Source organism: Thalassotalea sp. 1_MG-2023, assembly GCF_030546745.1.
In the GTDB taxonomy this organism is placed as follows: Bacteria; Pseudomonadota; Gammaproteobacteria; order Enterobacterales; family Alteromonadaceae; genus Thalassotalea_C.
On the sequence record NZ_JAUOPD010000031.1, the window covers coordinates 19,268 to 37,365 of the forward strand.

Genomic DNA, 18,098 nt, shown 5'->3' on the forward strand with positions numbered 1-18,098 from the left:
TCAATAATTTCAAAGCTTTTAAATTGATTGATAAAACGGCATACACACATCGAAAAAGGTGTCTTTATGGCGTAGCTTGAAACGGTTTTCAACCACACGCGCATGTTGAATTCTATCTATGCGAAAAACACGAGATGATTTGCGCAAATGATCCCAAGCGATGATATACCAAATAGGCCAGAATAATAAAATATACTGTGCTTCAATCACTCGTGTTGTTCGTTCACCTGACTCTGCCACATACTCGATTTCTAAACACTTACATTGTAAGAATGCTTCTGCAACAGACTCTGATACCTTTGATGTTGGCTTTAAATAACGTGCAACGGCGGTTGTTCCTGCATTATCACCTACCATAATACGCTTACGAATATTACTCACTGCGTTGCGTTGTTTTTCAGGAAAGGCTTGAAAGAGCTTCTGTTTAATTGCTTTAAGATTATTGGTAAACAACGGCGATTGTAGTGATTCCATAATGGCTAACGACAGTATCAATTCAACCACTTCTTGATGATTTAACTGTAAGCGCTCAATGCCCCAGCGACCATTTAAACGAATGCCTCCGCCCCGTCCTCGATCTGAATCAATAGGATAACCAGCAAGCCTTAACTGAGCTATTTCCCGCATCAAGGTTCGTTGGCTAATCCCCAGCTGCTCACGTAAGTCAGCAGACTTCCAGTGTTCTTCAGAGCGCAGTAATCCAAGTAGACGGCTGCGCCGTTCGCTGCGATGTTCAAAGCTAGTATTTGTCATTTCTTTAATATGCCAAATAACGGCATAAATTACCATATAGTATTTGTCGCAAACCCCTTAACCGTTTAACCTCGCCACATGGCGACAAGGAGTCTATAAATGAAACACTATTTCAACCAAATGAGCAGAGGGATCACCACCGACTGGATGCTAAAAGAGCTCGACGTTCCACATGAGCAAGTGATTATTGATTTTGAAAGTGGTGAAAACCTATCGCCAAGTTTTAGAAAAATTAACCCGATGGGCAAACTACCAGCATTGGTTGACGGTGAAGTTGTCATTACCGAAGTTGCTGCTATTTGCGCTTACTTAGCAGATAAATTTCCAGAAAAGCAATTAGCGCCTCAAGTGGGTAGTGCCGAACGTGCCACCTATTATCGCTACTTATTTATAACAGGAAACACAATAGAACCCGCTTTTTCTCTCGCCGCGTTTGATATGGAACATCCTCAGCCTAGCTCGGTGAGCTGGGGTGATATGCCGCGAATATTAGCAACAATAGAAGCGATGACACCTGAATCAGATTGGATACTTGGTCAACAGTTTTCAGCAGCCGATATTGTGTTTGGTGGCTTGTTAGATTTTGCCATCGTTTTTAAATGGTATGATGCATCGCCTAAAGTAGCCGCTTACGTTGAGCGCATTAGGCAACGCCCTGCTTATCGTGAAACACATGGCGGTTTTTTGGCGATGATTGAAGAAGCTAAAATTGAGGAAGCTTAAACTGTGTTCTCGATATTTTAGCGTGTGTTAGAAAAGCAACAGCCACTTGCAAAACAAGTGGCTGCCAGTAACGAAATAGCCTTGTTACGGGTTATTTTTTCTTTTCGTCAGCCTTTTTTTCAGGGAAGTCTAAACCTGTCCATGCTTTAAAAAATGCTTTTTGTGCTTTACTTGCATCTTTCATCGCTTGAACTTTTAATTCATCTTTTGGTACGGCAGCCAACGTAATAGTTTTGGTCATTAGCTGATCACGTCTAAAGAAAGTAAATTCAACTTCAGTTTCTGGTTTAAAATTGGTTAAACGCTTTTTCAAGTCTTTGTCTGCTATACGCAAGCCATCTACAGCCACAATAATATCATCAGTGGTAAAACCTGCTTGCCACGCTGGGCTCCCCTTTTCTACCGCTCTCACTAATAAGCCATTTGAATGAGAAGAGGTGCTTAAACCTGTCCACGCTTTCTTTTTATCTTCTTTGCCGTAGCTAATTTCTAAACCCGCTTTCGCTAATAATTTGTTAAAGTCAGGCTTTGCGTGACCATCAACATTTTTTTGCCACCACGATTGGTAGTTTTCACCAGTAACTTTTTTCAATACCGCTAGCATGTCCTGATCGTTAAAGGTTTTTGGAATGCTGTATTCTTTGTAAAGTACATCATGCACATTACGGTAGCTTTTCTTTAATTTAGTTTTTTCTAAAATATCAAAATCTAACATCCAAGAAACTAAAAAGCCTTCAGAATAAATGTTTACACTGTGGTTTTTATCGTAGTCACCACCTTCGCTGATCCACTTATCAAAACTGGCCTCAGCAACAGATTGAGCATCGCGTCCTGGCTTACGCTTAAAGCCATTAATGCTCTTAGATAAACTTTTTAACCACTCTTTCGTGGTCATCAATTCACCACGCATCAACAATTGGTTTTGCAAATAACTGGTAGAGCCTTCAGCTAACCAAAGTAGGTTTGAATAGTTTTCATTTTGATAGTCATAAGGCACTAAGCCTTCAGGACGATATTGCTTTACGTTCCACGTATGTACAAACTCATGCGCTGCTGTTCCTAAGAACTGTAAATAATCTTTTCTTTCAGAAAAGCTATAGCGTGAACGTTGGATAATGGTTGAATTTAAATGTTCAGTAGCACCTCTTGCACCACTTGTAGCATGTACCATAAAGACATAACGATCGAACGGATAATCTGACCATATAGTGCTGCCCTGCGCCACTAGAGCTTTAAGATCTTTTACCATCTTTTCGCTGTCGTAATTCCCTTTACCCCAAATGACCAATTCATATTCACGGCCATCGACAGTAAATTCATGAAATTCATTAATACCGGTTTCAATGGGTGAATCAATTAATATATCGAAGTCTTCAGCAATAAACTGATGTGCATTCTTACCCGCTTTTAAACCCGATACACTACGCCAATTTTTTGGTGTATCTAATTGAATAATATGCTTATCATCACGCGTTTCTTCGGTGTACATTACCACACCCGATGCATCTAGGAATGCATGGCTGTCATCAACATGACGTGTACGATAGCCAAGTTGATTAGCATATACTTGATAGCTTATTTCAACACCACTTTTAAGATCACCGGTTAAACGCCAAGTATCTTTATCAATTTTTTTCCAAGAAACGTCGTCGTCTTCAACTGAAAATTCACGAATACCATTTGCCAAATTGAGTATTTCATAGCGACCAGTACGCCAAGTAGGGAGCTTTAAATCAATGCTGTTTTTTGCCGATTCTGGTATTGTCATCGTAACATTGGCGTAATGATGTTCAGCCTTGTTTAAATCGATATTAACAAGTACATCTGCAAAACTATTGGCGGATAAAAAGGCCAACGACGCAAACGATAAAGATGAAATGTGGTGTGAAAGTTTTTGCATAAAAGGTTAAGAATTCACTAAATTTAAAGGTGAGGGTAGTTTACCTATTTGTTATACAATTTCCATGTTAACGATAAAATTAATCGCTAACATGGTGTAAACATAACGGCCATTAACTTTAGCGCAGATAATTTAAGCAGAAATATACATAAAATTATTCAGTTTCAGTATCATCCGCCCTTCTTGAACTCATCATTGCACTTAACTTTTCTCCACCTTTGATGCCAAAATCTAAGGTTCTTATAGGGAATGGGATCGAAATATCAGCATCTGCTAACGCGTGTTTTATATTAGCGACACCTTCGTGACGCGCTTGCATAAACCCCTTGTGCCCTGGGTAATTTATCCAAAACCACACAAGTAATTTTACACTACTATCATCAAATCCTTCTGCATACACAGCGGTTTCTTGTTTTTTGATGACAAAATCACATTGATTGATCTTTTCGACAATCACTTCTGATGCTTTTTCAATGTCATCTGCATAAGAAATACCTACCGGTATTTCAATACACCTTACGCCATTATAAGAGTAATTGGTTAATATATTTCTAAACAGAATTTTATTAGGCACTAACTCTAGCTGGCCAAAAAAAGTTTCTACTAAGGTGTTGCGTAAGTTTATTGCTTTTACCGTACCAAATACATCGTCGGCTTCAATTACATCACCGACTTGAAACGGTTTACGAATGCCCATTGCAACGCCAGCAATAAGGTTTTCTGTCATATCCTGAAACGCAAAACCTATGGCTAAACCGATAATACCTGCCCCCGCTAATAATGAAGCAACGGCTTTAGACAACCCCATAATATCTAAGGCAAAGAAAAAACCTATCGCAATAAATATTATTCGACAAACTCCAGCAATTAACCCAGTGATTTGATGTGATTGAAATACTCTATCTAATAAATTTTGTATCCAGCGAGAAAATACCTTAGATAATAAGAAAAACAGTAAAAAAACCACAAAGGCAATAACAACATTCGGTAAATTTTTAACCGTCAACTCAACCCAAGCCGTTAATTTTTCATTGATTAACGACCTAAATTTTTCAAGTGTAAGGGACATAACTACTCCAAATATACTTTTAGCCAGTTGGAGCAGAATACATGCCAAAAATTTATTTGTTGTTATCGTTGTCTTAACAAGGCTGCTGACATTTAAACACTGTTATATATCGGTAAGAACGACAAATCATTGTGAAAAAACTACAAAGAGATTCAAAAATGATACAACTGTAGGAGTACTTCAGGGAGTAAAGAAGAACTCATAAACACCTCTAGTTGAAATTACAATGTAACTTGTTTGGTGTCTAGCAAAGTCTGGGAAGTCCAGACGTTAGTATTCGCTTATCTAACGACAAGTGATCCGACAAAGCGGTTGTTATGATAAAACAAATTCTGGGCTACTCTTACCACAGCTTTGATCATATTTAATCAAAGATAAAAGCCGCGTTTAAACAAAAGTTTTGTGCTCGTTAACAGCAGAATAGTGTAGAAATGGGCAAGATAAATACTTACAATATTTATTTGTATAGTAGATCTTAAGGATGAGTTTCATCAATAGCTACACTCTTATACATTTTTTCACAAAGCTATACGTCACATTTTAATTCGATTAGTTACCATTCGTTTACATTAACCCTTTAAAATGGAAGGAAGAGTGAATACTTTCAAATTGTTACTTATTACAACATTATATGTTCTCAGCCTCATAATGTTGATAACGCCCACACAAGTTTCGGCCGATGAAGGAAATATACGTGACGGTGCTTACCTTGATATAGGTATTGGCTTAGGTGTTGAATCGGATCCATTTGTTTTTGACGACGAGAATGACTCAGGTTTTGATCTTTACATAAATGGTCGTTATCAAAAATATGGTTTTTTTGTTGAGTTCCCCCACGGAACGTCTAAACAGCAAGCTACGGTATTATCTTTTGGCTATAATTTTCTTAATACTGAGAATTGGTCATATGACCTTCAATTAGCGATGAATCATCGAGATTTAGATCATATATTACCTGAATCTAATATCAACAGTCGAAGAGTAAGTCACTCTAAATTAGGATTGCGAATTTTAGGTGATTTTGATAATACTCACTTGAAATTTATTGTCGCAGGAGCTAGTGGCGACCATGATGGGGGCTTGTACGCTTCAGCTTGGTTAAGTCAAAATTACAGTTATTATAATTGGAATATCTATGGTAGTTTCGGCATTGAGTATCGTAACGAAAATGTGGTGAATCATTTCTATGCGATTAATGAGGTTGAAGGTCTGCCTTATTATCGAGGTGAAGCTGGCTTCGAGTATACGGGGCAAGTAGGGGCGAGTTATCCGATTAACGAAAATTGGGTTTTTGAGGGGTTTGCTAGAACAACACTGTTGCCCTCGGGAGTGAGCGAAAGCCCTCTTGTTGATGGCAATAAGGTTGTTGAAGTGGCAATGGTGGTGAAATATGTTTTCTAATTACACCAAAAGAATCTCTTTTCTACTGACTTTATTTACGCTTTTTGCTTTACCAAGTGTTGTTCTAATTACGCAGGCAAAACAACCCGCTAGCTTACCAGAGCTGAAGATAAAGCCTACCAAGTGTGTGTCTTTACAACAGGGACAAGTCTGTTATGTCAATGTAACCGTTGTTTGGCAAGTTAGTGATGTTGGTGATTATTGTTTGTTTTCTTCGTTGGAAAGTAATTCACTACAGTGTTGGTCATCAACTAAGCAAGGAACATTTTCTCAGGAAGTTGAAATGACTGGCGATATTGTTTACACATTGACAGATACAAAAAGCAAGCAGGAGATAATTAGCAACCGGCTTCCCTTAGCTTGGGTTTATAAAAAGGAGAAGTTCTCCCATTCTTCATGGCGAGTATTTTAATTTTCACTTAAGCTCATAGGTAATAATAAAGCGCATTGAATCACCATTCAGTGCGTTTTTTAATTTTAGCTACTCTGTTATCAAGCCACTTTGTACAAAAAGCTACATTTCTAAATATCTTTATACGTCAAAACCAAGTTAATCACTTTAAGCTTATTTCGTAAAACAAAAACTAAAATCAAATTTAACGACTTAAGGATAGTTTCAGATGTATATGAGTGAACGTAAAAAATGGGTACTTGCTATGGCTGCGAGCTTTTTAATACTAACGGGTTGCTCAAGTGATAAACCAAATGAAATTAAACAAGTTATATTACCTCCTTTTGATTATCAGGCTGTTATTGATAATGCAATTTCCGAGGTAATACCGGGCGTTGTTCTCTTGGTTGAAAATTCAGACACTAAATTCCTTGGCGCAGCTGGGCTTGCCGACATAGAGACTCAAGAGCCAATGCAAACCTATCATGTAATGCCTAGTGGTAGTGCTGGAAAAAGTTAACGGCTTTGTTAACTGTATTACTTGAACAAGATGGTCTACTTAACTTAGACGACAAGATTAACAATTTATTGGATGCAGAGATATTGGCCCAAATTGAAAACAGTGACGAAATAACTGTCAGGCAATTGCTAAATCATACAGCAGGAGTTTTCGATTATTTAGATGAAACAACAGCAGTCGATTTTTATAATGCGGTCTTAATGTCAAATCCTCAGCAGTTAAAACTCGATCAATTCGCACTTAACTTCGCACTGAATAAACCTGCTTACTCAGCACCTAGCAAAGCATTTAAATACTCAAATACAGGTTATCTATTAGTTGGCTTAATTCTTGATAAATTATTAACTGAACACCACTCAGTTGCCATAAGAAATAGAGTTTTAGAACCGCTAGGAATGCACTCCAGTTTTTATGGTGGCATAGAAAAGCAACTTGGAGATATTATTTCAGGCTATTATAAAGACGATATAATCGGAACGTTGAACACTAAACCCTTTTATGAATCTATCGGCTTTGCCGATGCTCCATTAAGATCTAACGTTGAAGATTTGGCACTGCTATTAAAGAATATCGTTGCAGTAGATTCCTCACTTTCTGAAGAGGTACGGGCGCGCTTCTTTGAAGCGAAATCAATGGTGGAAGTCAATTCGACTACAGAATATGGGCTAGGAATTTTCAAGGAAAAGTTAAATAACAAAACAGTTTACCACCACGGTGGTTTAGAAGCAGGATATACTACGGCTAACATTTTCATTGAAGAAACACAGACCAGTATTACTGCTTTTTTTAATTGTGGCTTAGATGCACAATGTGAAGCGGAATCTGACCAAGTGATACAAACACTCTTGGACAATGAATTAAAATAATAAGTTAGAGACGTAAGTACAATTATCATGGCTATTACAACACAATATACCGCCCATATTCTAATCGTGGAAGATGACACCAGCCTAGCTGATTGGATAAAAGAGTACCTTGAAATGAAACACTATCAGGTCACAGTTCAAGAGCGTGGTGATTTGGCTGTGCAATTTATTAAAGAGCAGAATCCAGACCTAGTCATACTCGATGGTATGCTGCCAGGTTTGGATGGTATTGATGTATTAAAAGCCGTTCGACCCGCTTTTATCAATACCATTATTATGGTGACGGCGCGAGATGAAGAATTAGATGAAGTACTCGGCCTTGAAATGGGGGCAGATGATTACTTAACTAAACCCCTTAGGGCCAATGTACTTTCTACTAAAATTCGTAAGCATTTAGAACGACAAACTATCATGAAACGAAGTCAGGATATTGAGACTGAAGTAGGGCGTAGTTCAGATAGTTTTCAATATGGTGATTTTAGCATTGACAAACAAGCTCGTTCGGTCGAGCTAAGTAACAAGATAGTTGATATCTCCTCAAATGAATTCGATTTATTGTGGCTACTTGCAGAACGTGCAGGCAATACAGTTACACGTGATGAGTTAATTCAATCATTAAGGGGCTTTGATTACGATGGCTTTGACCGCACTGTCGATTTAATCGTCTCCAAATTGCGTAAGAAATTGAATGATAACCCAAGTAAGCCATACCGCATTAAAACCGTTTGGGGCCAAGGTTATTTGTTGGTAAAGAGTGCCTGGTAATTTATGCGTTATTTACTAATATCTTTGGTTAGTGTCACCATTTTAGCAACAGTCAGCCTAGGTTGGCTGTTTGATAATGTCTATGAGCAATATCAACAGGAGCAACAACCTTTAACATCGATTGAAATGGCGGAAGAGTTAGGCCTAGCTTTCGCGATAGCCATTGATAAAACCTCAAACAGTGACGAATTTTTATCGAATTGGCCTAATAAAAGTCAGTATATTATTTCATTACACACAATTACTGAAGCCGAATTACCGCAAGCGTTAATACACCAGTTAAAGCAAGGAGAAGTGGTTATTTTAGAAACTCAAAACACTCAAATGTTTCACTACTATCTCAGTAGTAAAGAGCAAATACTGGTACTAGAATCACCTCGATTAACTCAAGTGAAACAATACACTTACCAGCAATACATGCTGACCCTTTCTTTTTACTTGTTACTCATTTTACTCTTTCTGATTTGGGCCTATCCTTTGTTAAAGCAGTTATCTTCATTAAGAAACGCCGCTAAGTCATTCGGTAATGGTAAGTTAGATGAGCAGATTGCGACAAACTCAATTTCGTATATTAGAGATATTGAGCTTGATTTTAATACCATGGCAAGGCGAATAAATAGTCTAGTAGGCGATGTAAAATTGCTTAGTACAGCCGTATCACATGACCTAAGAACACCATTGGCTAGGATCAGATTCGGCCTTGATACCTTAGAAGAGGTTGAAGACGATGAACATCGAAACAAATTACAGCAAAAGTTAGGTAAAGACGTTGATGAAATGACATTGCTTGTTGAAACTCTGTTGAACTTTGCCCGACTTGACCAACAAACAATGACGCTGAAAAAAGTATCCGTAGATCTTGTTCAATTAATCAATGAGTGCATTGAGAACAAGCAAAGTGACATAGTTGAAATAGACTTTAACTGTAGCGCTCGGAAAACGAGTACAACAGCCGATCGAAATTACCTAAAGATGGTTTTCAATAATGTCATTCAAAATGCGATTAATTATGGCCGAGCTAAAGTCATTATTGCACTGGAATCAGATAAAAATTCATTCATTGTTCGAGTATCGGATGATGGCAAAGGAATACCAGTAGATATAAGAGATCAAATTGTTAAGCCTTTTATACGAGGGGCAAAAAGTGAATCAAACTACAAAGGGCACGGTGTTGGGTTAGCTATTGTAAAACGTGTTCTTGATTGGCATAACGCCACGTTGATAATTGGCGACTCTAACGAGCTTTCTGGTGCTGAGTTTCAGATTCTATTACCCAAAAATAATCAATCAGATATTAAGTGAGGTAAAAATTGAAAACCATACATAGAATTTTGTCATCTATATGTATTGTGTTAGCACTAATTTCTATTCCGTCGTGTGTTTATATTGGTGTCCAGGGCAAAATAGGAGGTACTGATACCCAACACAAATCGGCCTGTACCAGTGGCTCGAAAAAAGAAAATAAAAAATGTAGGGAAGAGTTGGAAGTATTGGCTGACTCCATAGAAAGGCCAAAACTGAATTGAGTTGCTCATTTTATTTTGTTGCCAACTTTAGGGTGGAGGTCGATGAAAGTCTCTACGTTGTTAACTTTCGTCTAAGGCTCTGAACTGCCGTTATTAACTTAAAAGCTAACTTCCGCTTTCGGCTAGTTGCTGCAGTTAAAATTCAATAGCAAACGTCCGTAGATCACTCACAGCAGACCCAAAGGAAGCAAACAAAAAAGCCCCATCCAATTATGGACAGGGCTTTCATATGATGGTACCGGTGGTCGGACTCGAACCGACACTTCTTTCGAAAAGGGATTTTGAAAAGTACACGCCTAATTTTATACTTATATATCAATAAATTAAAAGCCAGAAAAGACACTTTGCAAATCATCGTGTTTTATTGAATACTAGCATTCATGACAACTCAAACTGAACGCCACGACATCCAAGATGGATTGTACGTTTATAAGCAAAATAACAGCTTACGTTGGTACGCTCGCTTTGTACTTTAAGGTAAATGGTACAGTAAAGCCACCAAAGAAAAAGAATTAGATAAAGCGATTGCTCGTGCTCATATTATTTCTATGGAGTATAAAGTTAAGGCTGAAAATAACCTATTGGTAGATAGCAAGCGATTTAAAGATGTTGCTGAACGAGTAATCACAAACCTTCAAGCCGAATTAGATAATGGTGGTGGTAAAGTGACTTACCGCGACTATATTCAAGCTTTAAACAAATATCATATTCCCTACTTCGATCGGACTTATATCACAAACATAGACCAAGAAAGAATTAATGCTTTTAATAAGTGGCGTATAGAACAATTTGGTCGTATTCCAGCTAAGTCCACTCTACTAACTCATAACTCTGCAATGAACTTAGTTTTTAAAGAGGCTATTGAACACAAGTGGATGATTGCGGCTCAAGTACCAATTCTGCATACACAAGGCGAAAGCGGGAAGCGCCGAGCTTCATTTTCACCAGAGCAATACGATAAAGTTTACGATACCGTTTTGGAAATGGCTGCTAATAGTCGTAAAGATAAAACTAGACAGATACGCGAACTGCTCGCTAGTTATATGGATTTTTGTGTTAACACAGGTATTCGACCCGGTACTGAAATGGAAGCGATTACTTGGGGGGATATTGAAATGACTCGTCAAGATCATAATGTCCGTTTTAAAATCAAAGTTCGTAAAGGTAAAACTACTAAACATACTGGTACTAGAACAGTAGTAGCCCGTGACCAAATATGGGACTGCTTAGAGGAATTACGTGAACGTTTTCCTGACCGAAAACCTTACGACAAAGTGTTTAGACTTGAAGATGGCGAAACTACCAATGAATTAGGTGTAGCCTTCCGTAAAGCATTAGAAGAATGTGATTTAAAAGATTCTCCTGATGGTCCACGCACTCTTTACTCACTGCGTCATTCGTATATTACATGGCAACTACTTCGTCGTGATTTACGCCTAGATATTTTAGCTAAACAATGTGGAACTAGCGTTGCCATGATAGAACAACACTACTCTCACGTTGTACCATCAATGTTTGAAGAAGAGCTTTCAGGCGTGAAGTTTGCTGTTAAGCCTAAAACAGAAAGCATCCTAACCGAAAAAGCGATAGCTATTATTGAAAATCGTTTTAAAACTTGGGAAGCCGAATATAAAAAACGTGGCTGTATCTAATACAACCACGCTCAACAAAACCCGACCGATAAGTTAACTTTGCCAACCTAATTAACCACATGATTTACATGAACTTTATGAACATCACAAATTAGCTAACTTTTAAGTTAACTACCTTATTACCTAAATTTAGTTTTTAATTTATAAACGTCGCGGTATTATATTACGCAAAAGAGCCTTATTTGTAGAGAGCCAAATACAGTTCATGTTCCCTTCCATAGATATATTTATTTAGTGAATATCAATATTGTCATGTTAGACTTTTCATATTAAATACAAAGATAAAGAGTTGGTTAATGCTTTTCCGAGATGTTTTAGACGATATAGAGAAATTGATCTACAAAGAACTACGATCAATCAACCCAAAAACTCCTCCTATCTATATAACGTCGATAGATAGAGGTCTGCGTAAATACTTCATTTCTAATAGTCCTAACTCTAAAGGAACTGCAAGGTCATTTAGAGAATTAGAAGATATTTGGAACGAGTTGACTGTAAAAGGGTTTAGCAATGTAGATCAAGCGTTGTACGGTGGAGGTAGCAGTAGAAACCAACCCGAGACACTTTTCGCGCATTTACCATATATTCAGCACTTCAAATATAAAAACCGAAAACACCTCTTACTTCGCAATGAACCAACTCATGAGATTGGAGTGCTTTCCGAGCTCCCCTCCTCTGAACTTAGAAGTATTAGAAAAAAGATTGAAAACTATACTAGCCTTTCAAATCAAAAAATTTCTGACGCTCAAGTTGAAATATTAAATACTCTAACAACCTCCTTTGATGCCATTGTTAAAAAGTATCCTGGCGATGTTCAGATTGAAGTTGTTGCAAAATCGCTTATTAGCCTACAAGAACTAAACCAAGAGGTATCTAACTCTATAGTTACGCTAGATGGTTTTATTCCAAAATACGTAAGCCCTAACAATGACGCCCAAGGTGATGAAAAGTCGATCGGTGAATTGATAGATGATCAGTCTATAACAGGCATAGAAAATGACGCGACAGGTGACGAAAATAAATCGGTAACTACAGGTAAGACAAAAATAAGACAGTTAACACCTGTAGTTTCACTCATATATGATCGTTTAAGTTTTGGAGAAATAGAATTACAACCAGATTTTCAGAGAAAGGATAGGGTTTGGCCAAGATTAAGAAAATCAAAGCTAATAGAGTCTATTCTTATGGGGTTACCGCTTCCTGTTTTTTATTTTGCAGAAAAACCCAATGGAGACTGGATAATTGTAGATGGACTCCAACGTATTACAACAATTTATGATTATATGCGCGGAGAATTTCCACTTGAAGACTTAGATGTTTTAGGTGAATTCAATGGAAAAATGTTCAGTGAATTAGAAAGAACAGAACAAAGAAAGATAAGGGAATACCCACTAACAGCTCACCTAATCGATATGGCTTCGGATAAAGACAATATTATTGTCGAGCTTTTTCATCGTATAAACACCTACGGTGTAAAATTAAGTGATCAAGAAATTCGTTCCGCATTAAACCAAGGTACTAGCGTTAAATTCTTACGTTTCCTCGCCGCAAGTTCTATTTTTAAAACAGCAACTCATGGGAAGGTAAAACCAGATAGACAGAAAGATATGGAGCTATGCCTCTCTGCAATATCTTTTATGCTACAGGGCTACAAAAACTTTAATAATCAATACAGTAGCTTTTTATCGGGTTCAATGGATTTGATGAATAATTATACTCTCGATCTAAAAAACCCTAATGCTATTGATAAGGGCAATTCGACTATTAAAGATTCAAGTCCTGAATATCAAAAAATTTCAAAGAAGTTCTTATCAGGACTGGAAGTCGCCGCATCTGTATTCGGTGAATATGCTTTTAAGAAAACGCCTGAAAGAGATCGAAAGATTCCTATCAGCAAGCCTCTTTTCGAATTAATCATTACCTACTTTTCACAGCTCAATAAAAACCAACAAGCCTTAGTTATAGATTCTGGAGGTTCCCTGATAGATACCCTTTATGAAGCAATTGAGAACGACTCTCAAGATTTTGCTGAGTGGGAATCTGATAACTATAAGAAAGAAGGCCGTGGTTTTTTATATTCAATTAGTACATCAACAGGAAAAAATGTCACTGTTAGATATCGATTCGATGCATTCAGAGAAATATTAAAGTCTAGCACCGGTGTCGACATTAAGTTAGTGCCTTTGTTTGAGAAACCTATTAATGATTAATTCAATAAACCTGCATAACTTTAAGTGCTACCAATCTAGAAAATTTGCACTTACCCCGTTAACCGTATTTTGTGGTTCTAACTCAGTTGGTAAAAGCACTGCGATACAGGCTTTGTCTATACCATTACAATCTAGATTTAGCCAAGAAGTTAATCTTAATGGAAGTTTAACTGAAGTAGGTTTTATTAAGGATGTTCACAACAAACACTCAAAAGATGAAAAACTCTTAATAGAACTAGTCATAGATGGTAAATCGAAATCTTGGGGGTATGAAGATAGAGAAGTACAACAGGAAGATACGAATGACCGTTTGAGGCTATTATCAGAAAGTGACTCAAACACATCTGACGCTTTCGACAACGTTATAATGAACTTTCAGTATTTGCAAGCTGAGCGTTATGGTCCCAAAAGTAATTTCGATATCACTGACTCTAATCGATTTCACAAAAATTGGCTTGGCGCAAAAGGAGAGTTTACTGCAGAATTTTTATCTCAAACTCTTAGCTCGAAACGATTACTTGTTGGTTCAGTAACTAACCCCGAAGATTGTGCTTCTGATCCTCGCATTCACCCATCTGACAGTAGAGGCACTTTAAATCGTCAAATAGATGCGTGGATGAGTGAAATAAGCCCGGGAATATCGGTAACGTCAAAGTTATATGAAGAGGCTTCTACTGCCGTAAATACATACGGTCAAAACGGATACAACTCCCTTAAACCACAAAATGTTGGCTTTGGCATAAGCTATGCCCTTTCAATTGTTTCAGCATTGCTGTTTACCAAACGAGGTGGTCTTGTAATCATAGAAAATCCAGAAGCTCATTTGCACCCTAAAGGGCAAAGCTACCTAGGTCGATTAATTGCTTTAACAGCTAAAGCAGGGATCCAAGTAATTATAGAAACTCATAGTGATCACTTATTAAATGGAATTAGAGTAATAACCAAAACAGATAAAGAATTTGATCCTTCAATATTTACTTTATATTTCGTTTCACAAGGTGAAATGGAAAGTAATGTTCAATCTATTTCTATTTCTAAAGATGGTAAATTGTCAGCTTGGCCTGAAGGTTTTTTTGATCAACAAGCACAAGACTTATTTACGATCATGACAGGTAAAGATGAATTACCCACAAAAGGCAGTTAACTAATGAAAGTGGGCGTTTGTTTTACTCCAAATAGTTTTAACTTTAATCTTTCTCAAATGGATTTAGTTTCTTCTCTTAAAGCCGTATCAAATTTAATTGAAAAAATGGATAAGGGGTTTGTAACTTTTTTAAAATCCAATGATTTTGATGAACATGCAGCTACAGAGGTTTATAAACAGGTTGATTCTCTTGACGCTGGAGCTATTATGAGCTTGCTATATGATCAGCAAATGAACAAGGCAAGTACCATTCCTCGTAATGAACCAGAGGTAAATACAATCGTAAATGCTGCCTCACCTGTCTACAACAGCCTATGGTTGTCTTTATATTCTTATGACATACAAAAAACACTAACAACGGCAGCGAATCGCACCATACATTCAGAGAAATCTTTAGTTCACTATTGCTCTGAGGTTCTAGTCAATATTACTAGAAGTCACAATGAATATGCTGAAGCCTTCATCCAAATATATCAAAACCTACTATTTTTAGATAACCCACAAAACAGTTCAAATAAAACATTCGATAGCATTAGAAAGATTGAAGGTGGGTATACTTGTTTTATCAAAGGAATCACTGAGTGCCTTAGCTATATGAATTCATATGAAATTATTCCTCATGATTCCCATAGAAATATAGCTAACCTCAATGCCTCTCTAACATTTGCACTTACACCTGAAGGAACAGGAAAAAATAAAAGACAATTAAAAGCTCTAAAGAGAGACTTTTTGATAAATGGAATTGAATATAAAAATGTAAATTGTGAATATCACTACAAGTTAGAGCGGATAGATGGTGCCAACGGGAATGGAACCTATTTTTATAATAGAATTTACTTTGGATTCTTTAACAGAATAGACGAAGAAGCTCCGCAAATAGCAATTGCACATATTGGTGAGCATCTATAATAAATTCATAATCTAGTAGTTGGTAACCACTGTTTATGAATACTTAGAATCTTGTATGTAAAACTCTAAGAAGTTAAAAGTAGTTTCTGCTAAGCCCTTAGCGGCTAAATATGGGACACCATTACCAATAGTTTTGAACATATTGCTTAAAGTCATTGTAGCAGGAAAGTAAAACTCTTTCGGTAAGGATTGGATAGCTAATGCTTCTGCGGCACTAATGCGTCTGGCTTTGTATGGATGTAGATGCACTTCATTATTACCATATGCCGCGGTTGGAGAATATCTCCACCTGTGAAGGCGTTTAAATGACTTCTTAGAGTCATCACCTTCTTCAATAACAGCAAATTTTTCTGATTTAGGTTGAAAGTGGTGTTTTGCATTAGGATGATTTAAAACATCATTTTTATCAAACCAATGCTGAATCGTTAACTGCTTAAGTTCTTCATCAATAAATTTTGTATAATCAGTGTGTTCATCTTCAACAAACTGATTAACACTTGGCCATCTACTTTTATTCATGACTGACTTAATATCGACAGTTATTTTAGCATTCCAGTTGAATATTGATTCCAAGTCTGAACCTTCAATATGCTTCTCAACATATTTACTCTTAATACCAAATAAGAAAATTCGGTCTCTATCTTGAGGAACACCATATTCAATACTATTCGTCAGACGATCGGTAAGCTCATATCCAGCTTCTTGGAGTTTGATCTTCATACTTTCGTAAAACTCACGGTGTCGTTTAGTTCGCCACAACCCTTTAACGTTTTCAAATATAAAGTAGTCAGGTGAGTCTTTTACAATTAAGTCAACATAAGTTCTTGTAAGCTTGCCATTCTCACCTTCACTACCTTTATTTTTGCCGCCAACTGAAAAGTCGGGGCAAGGAGGCCCTCCGATGAAGCCAACTAAGTTATCACTTGTTTTAGCTTTTTTAACCAAAGAACTAAAATGCTCACCCTCTTCTCCATCTAAAAGCGCCTCAATACTTAATGAACTATAACCAAACCTAGGTTCGTCATGATTCATTACTTTACGGGTGTATTTATATGCATCCAAAAAAGGAGTATGAAACTCATTAACAAAAGCGACATCGAATCCTGAGTTTTCAAAACCAAGATCAAGAAAGCCCGAACCAGAAAAGAATGAAAATAAAACAGGCTTTTGCATGTGTGTAGAGTTCCAAAACTTATTCAACTTATAATTATGCTGTATATATTAACATACAAAAAATGAACCTATAAGGGTTCATACTTTAATTCGAAATCAGTGCATATATTTCTCATTCAACTGTAGTCTACTGAGAAAAACTTAATTCAAAATTTTCTCGTTGAAATTCTATCAATCATCTTTTTATGGATGACCATTGATTAATTATCAATGGACGTTATCATGGATATGACGATTGATAATCATAGAGAAAGATATGAAAGCTAAGTTATATTTAAGAGCAAGCACAAGAGATCAGGACGCACAGCGTGCGTTACGCTTATTAACAGAATTTTGTGAAACTAACTCAATTGAAATATCTAACACATACATTGAAAATTTCAGTGGTACGAAGCTCTCTCGCCCTCAGCTAAGTAAACTTTTAGAAGAGTCAGTTGATGGTGAGATTTTACTCGTTGAGTCTGTAGACCGCTTATCCCGTTTGTCTCAATCTAATTGGGAAAAGCTAAAGCTTATGATCAACGAAAAAGGACTCCGTCTAATAGTTATTGACCTACCGACAACACATACACTTTTGAATACTGATGACCTTACAGGTTCTATATTAAGTATCATCAACAATATGCTCCTTGACCTTATGGCAACAATGGCACGTTTAGATAATGATAAGCGGATTGAACGAATTCATCAGGGTCTAGAACGCGCCAAAGCCGCAGGTAAGAAACTCGGCGGTTCAACTAAAAATAAACAATATCGAGAACAAGTTAAGCAATATTTAGATAAAAAGCTAAAGGCCGAAGACATCGCTAAAATTGTAGGCTGTGGGACAGCTACTGTTTACCGAATTAGAAAAGAATTGGGGTTTAATTCCACATAAATTCTTACTATCACCACAGAGCTTCCGCAAGAATATACATTAATTCTGCATCGTATAGGTGTTTATGTTTACCCTTCCTTTCTTCAATATCTTCATTAAGCCAGCTTCTAAGGCCATCAACATCAAGTTCTACACTATAAGTATTGTAGTGGCACAATAAATTTGGCCATCTAATTAGAGGTGATAGAATCACCGCAACTGATTAGGTATTAATATGAC

15 protein-coding genes and 1 pseudogene are annotated in these 18,098 nt (G+C 37.0%); 12 read left to right on the forward strand and 4 right to left on the reverse strand.

What is annotated here, in order from left to right; all coding sequences use genetic code 11:
* Positions 1-18: 18 nt before the first annotated feature.
* Entirely contained in the window at positions 19-789 is a 771-nt protein-coding gene (locus Q4489_RS16500; protein ID WP_303482518.1) for a YafY family protein, read from the reverse strand.
* A 63-nt stretch (positions 790-852) separates the two neighbouring features.
* Between Q4489_RS16500 and Q4489_RS16505 the strand changes: the two genes are divergently transcribed.
* Complete coding sequence (locus Q4489_RS16505) at positions 853-1,476, forward strand: glutathione S-transferase family protein (protein ID WP_303482521.1); 624 nt, start codon at positions 853-855, stop codon at positions 1,474-1,476.
* A 91-nt stretch (positions 1,477-1,567) separates the two neighbouring features.
* Here the strand turns inward: Q4489_RS16505 and Q4489_RS16510 are convergent, their stop codons facing one another.
* Positions 1,568-3,376, reverse strand: a complete 1,809-nt coding sequence (locus Q4489_RS16510) for a M61 family metallopeptidase (protein WP_303482524.1) — start codon at positions 3,374-3,376, stop codon at positions 1,568-1,570.
* A 154-nt stretch (positions 3,377-3,530) separates the two neighbouring features.
* On the reverse strand, positions 3,531-4,445 hold the full coding sequence (locus Q4489_RS16515; RefSeq protein ID WP_303482527.1) for a mechanosensitive ion channel family protein: 915 nt from the start codon (positions 4,443-4,445) through the stop codon (positions 3,531-3,533).
* A 648-nt stretch (positions 4,446-5,093) separates the two neighbouring features.
* Here Q4489_RS16515 and Q4489_RS16520 point away from each other — a divergent pair.
* The 10 genes and pseudogenes from Q4489_RS16520 to Q4489_RS16565 all read left to right on the forward strand — a co-directional run bounded on the left by Q4489_RS16520 (position 5,094) and on the right by Q4489_RS16565 (position 15,829).
* Positions 5,094-5,846 carry a MipA/OmpV family protein gene (locus Q4489_RS16520; protein ID WP_303482530.1) on the forward strand — a complete coding sequence of 251 codons (753 nt, stop codon included), beginning with the start codon at positions 5,094-5,096 and terminating at the stop codon, positions 5,844-5,846.
* The gene (locus Q4489_RS16525; protein WP_303482533.1) at positions 5,836-6,258 is read left to right on the forward strand and encodes a DUF3019 domain-containing protein; all 423 of its coding nucleotides are present in this window, start codon (positions 5,836-5,838) and stop codon (positions 6,256-6,258) included. Before Q4489_RS16520 ends, Q4489_RS16525 begins: the two co-directional genes overlap by 11 nt.
* 214 nt (positions 6,259-6,472) lie before the next feature.
* The gene (locus Q4489_RS16530) at positions 6,473-6,757 is read left to right on the forward strand and encodes a hypothetical protein (protein ID WP_303482535.1); all 285 of its coding nucleotides are present in this window, start codon (positions 6,473-6,475) and stop codon (positions 6,755-6,757) included.
* A 5-nt stretch (positions 6,758-6,762) separates the two neighbouring features.
* Positions 6,763-7,623, forward strand: a complete 861-nt coding sequence (locus Q4489_RS16535; RefSeq protein WP_303482538.1) for a serine hydrolase — start codon at positions 6,763-6,765, stop codon at positions 7,621-7,623.
* A 27-nt stretch (positions 7,624-7,650) separates the two neighbouring features.
* Positions 7,651-8,388 (forward strand): winged helix-turn-helix domain-containing protein, encoded by a 738-nt coding sequence (locus Q4489_RS16540; protein ID WP_303482543.1) that lies wholly within the window; start codon positions 7,651-7,653, stop codon positions 8,386-8,388.
* A gap of 3 nt (positions 8,389-8,391) precedes the next feature.
* Positions 8,392-9,690: an ATP-binding protein gene (locus Q4489_RS16545; protein ID WP_303482546.1), complete on the forward strand. Its 1,299-nt coding sequence runs from the start codon at positions 8,392-8,394 to the stop codon at positions 9,688-9,690.
* Between the two features lie 604 nt (positions 9,691-10,294).
* Positions 10,295-11,566, forward strand: a pseudogene (locus Q4489_RS16550) (tyrosine-type recombinase/integrase).
* A gap of 296 nt (positions 11,567-11,862) precedes the next feature.
* Positions 11,863-13,776, forward strand: a complete 1,914-nt coding sequence (locus Q4489_RS16555; RefSeq protein WP_303482549.1) for a DUF262 domain-containing protein — start codon at positions 11,863-11,865, stop codon at positions 13,774-13,776.
* A complete protein-coding gene (locus Q4489_RS16560; protein ID WP_303482552.1) occupies positions 13,769-14,920 on the forward strand; it encodes a DUF3696 domain-containing protein in 1,152 nt (383 codons plus the stop codon). Before Q4489_RS16555 ends, Q4489_RS16560 begins: the two co-directional genes overlap by 8 nt.
* A gap of 3 nt (positions 14,921-14,923) precedes the next feature.
* A complete protein-coding gene (locus Q4489_RS16565; RefSeq protein ID WP_303482554.1) occupies positions 14,924-15,829 on the forward strand; it encodes a hypothetical protein in 906 nt (301 codons plus the stop codon).
* A gap of 33 nt (positions 15,830-15,862) precedes the next feature.
* On the opposite strand, the gene Q4489_RS16570 is transcribed toward Q4489_RS16565, so the two are convergent.
* Positions 15,863-17,002, reverse strand: coding sequence for a DNA cytosine methyltransferase (locus Q4489_RS16570; protein ID WP_303482557.1), 1,140 nt, complete (start codon positions 17,000-17,002; stop codon positions 15,863-15,865).
* A 256-nt stretch (positions 17,003-17,258) separates the two neighbouring features.
* Between Q4489_RS16570 and Q4489_RS16575 the strand changes: the two genes are divergently transcribed.
* Positions 17,259-17,879, forward strand: a complete 621-nt coding sequence (locus Q4489_RS16575; protein ID WP_303482559.1) for a recombinase family protein — start codon at positions 17,259-17,261, stop codon at positions 17,877-17,879.
* The last annotated feature ends 219 nt before the right edge of the window (positions 17,880-18,098 follow it).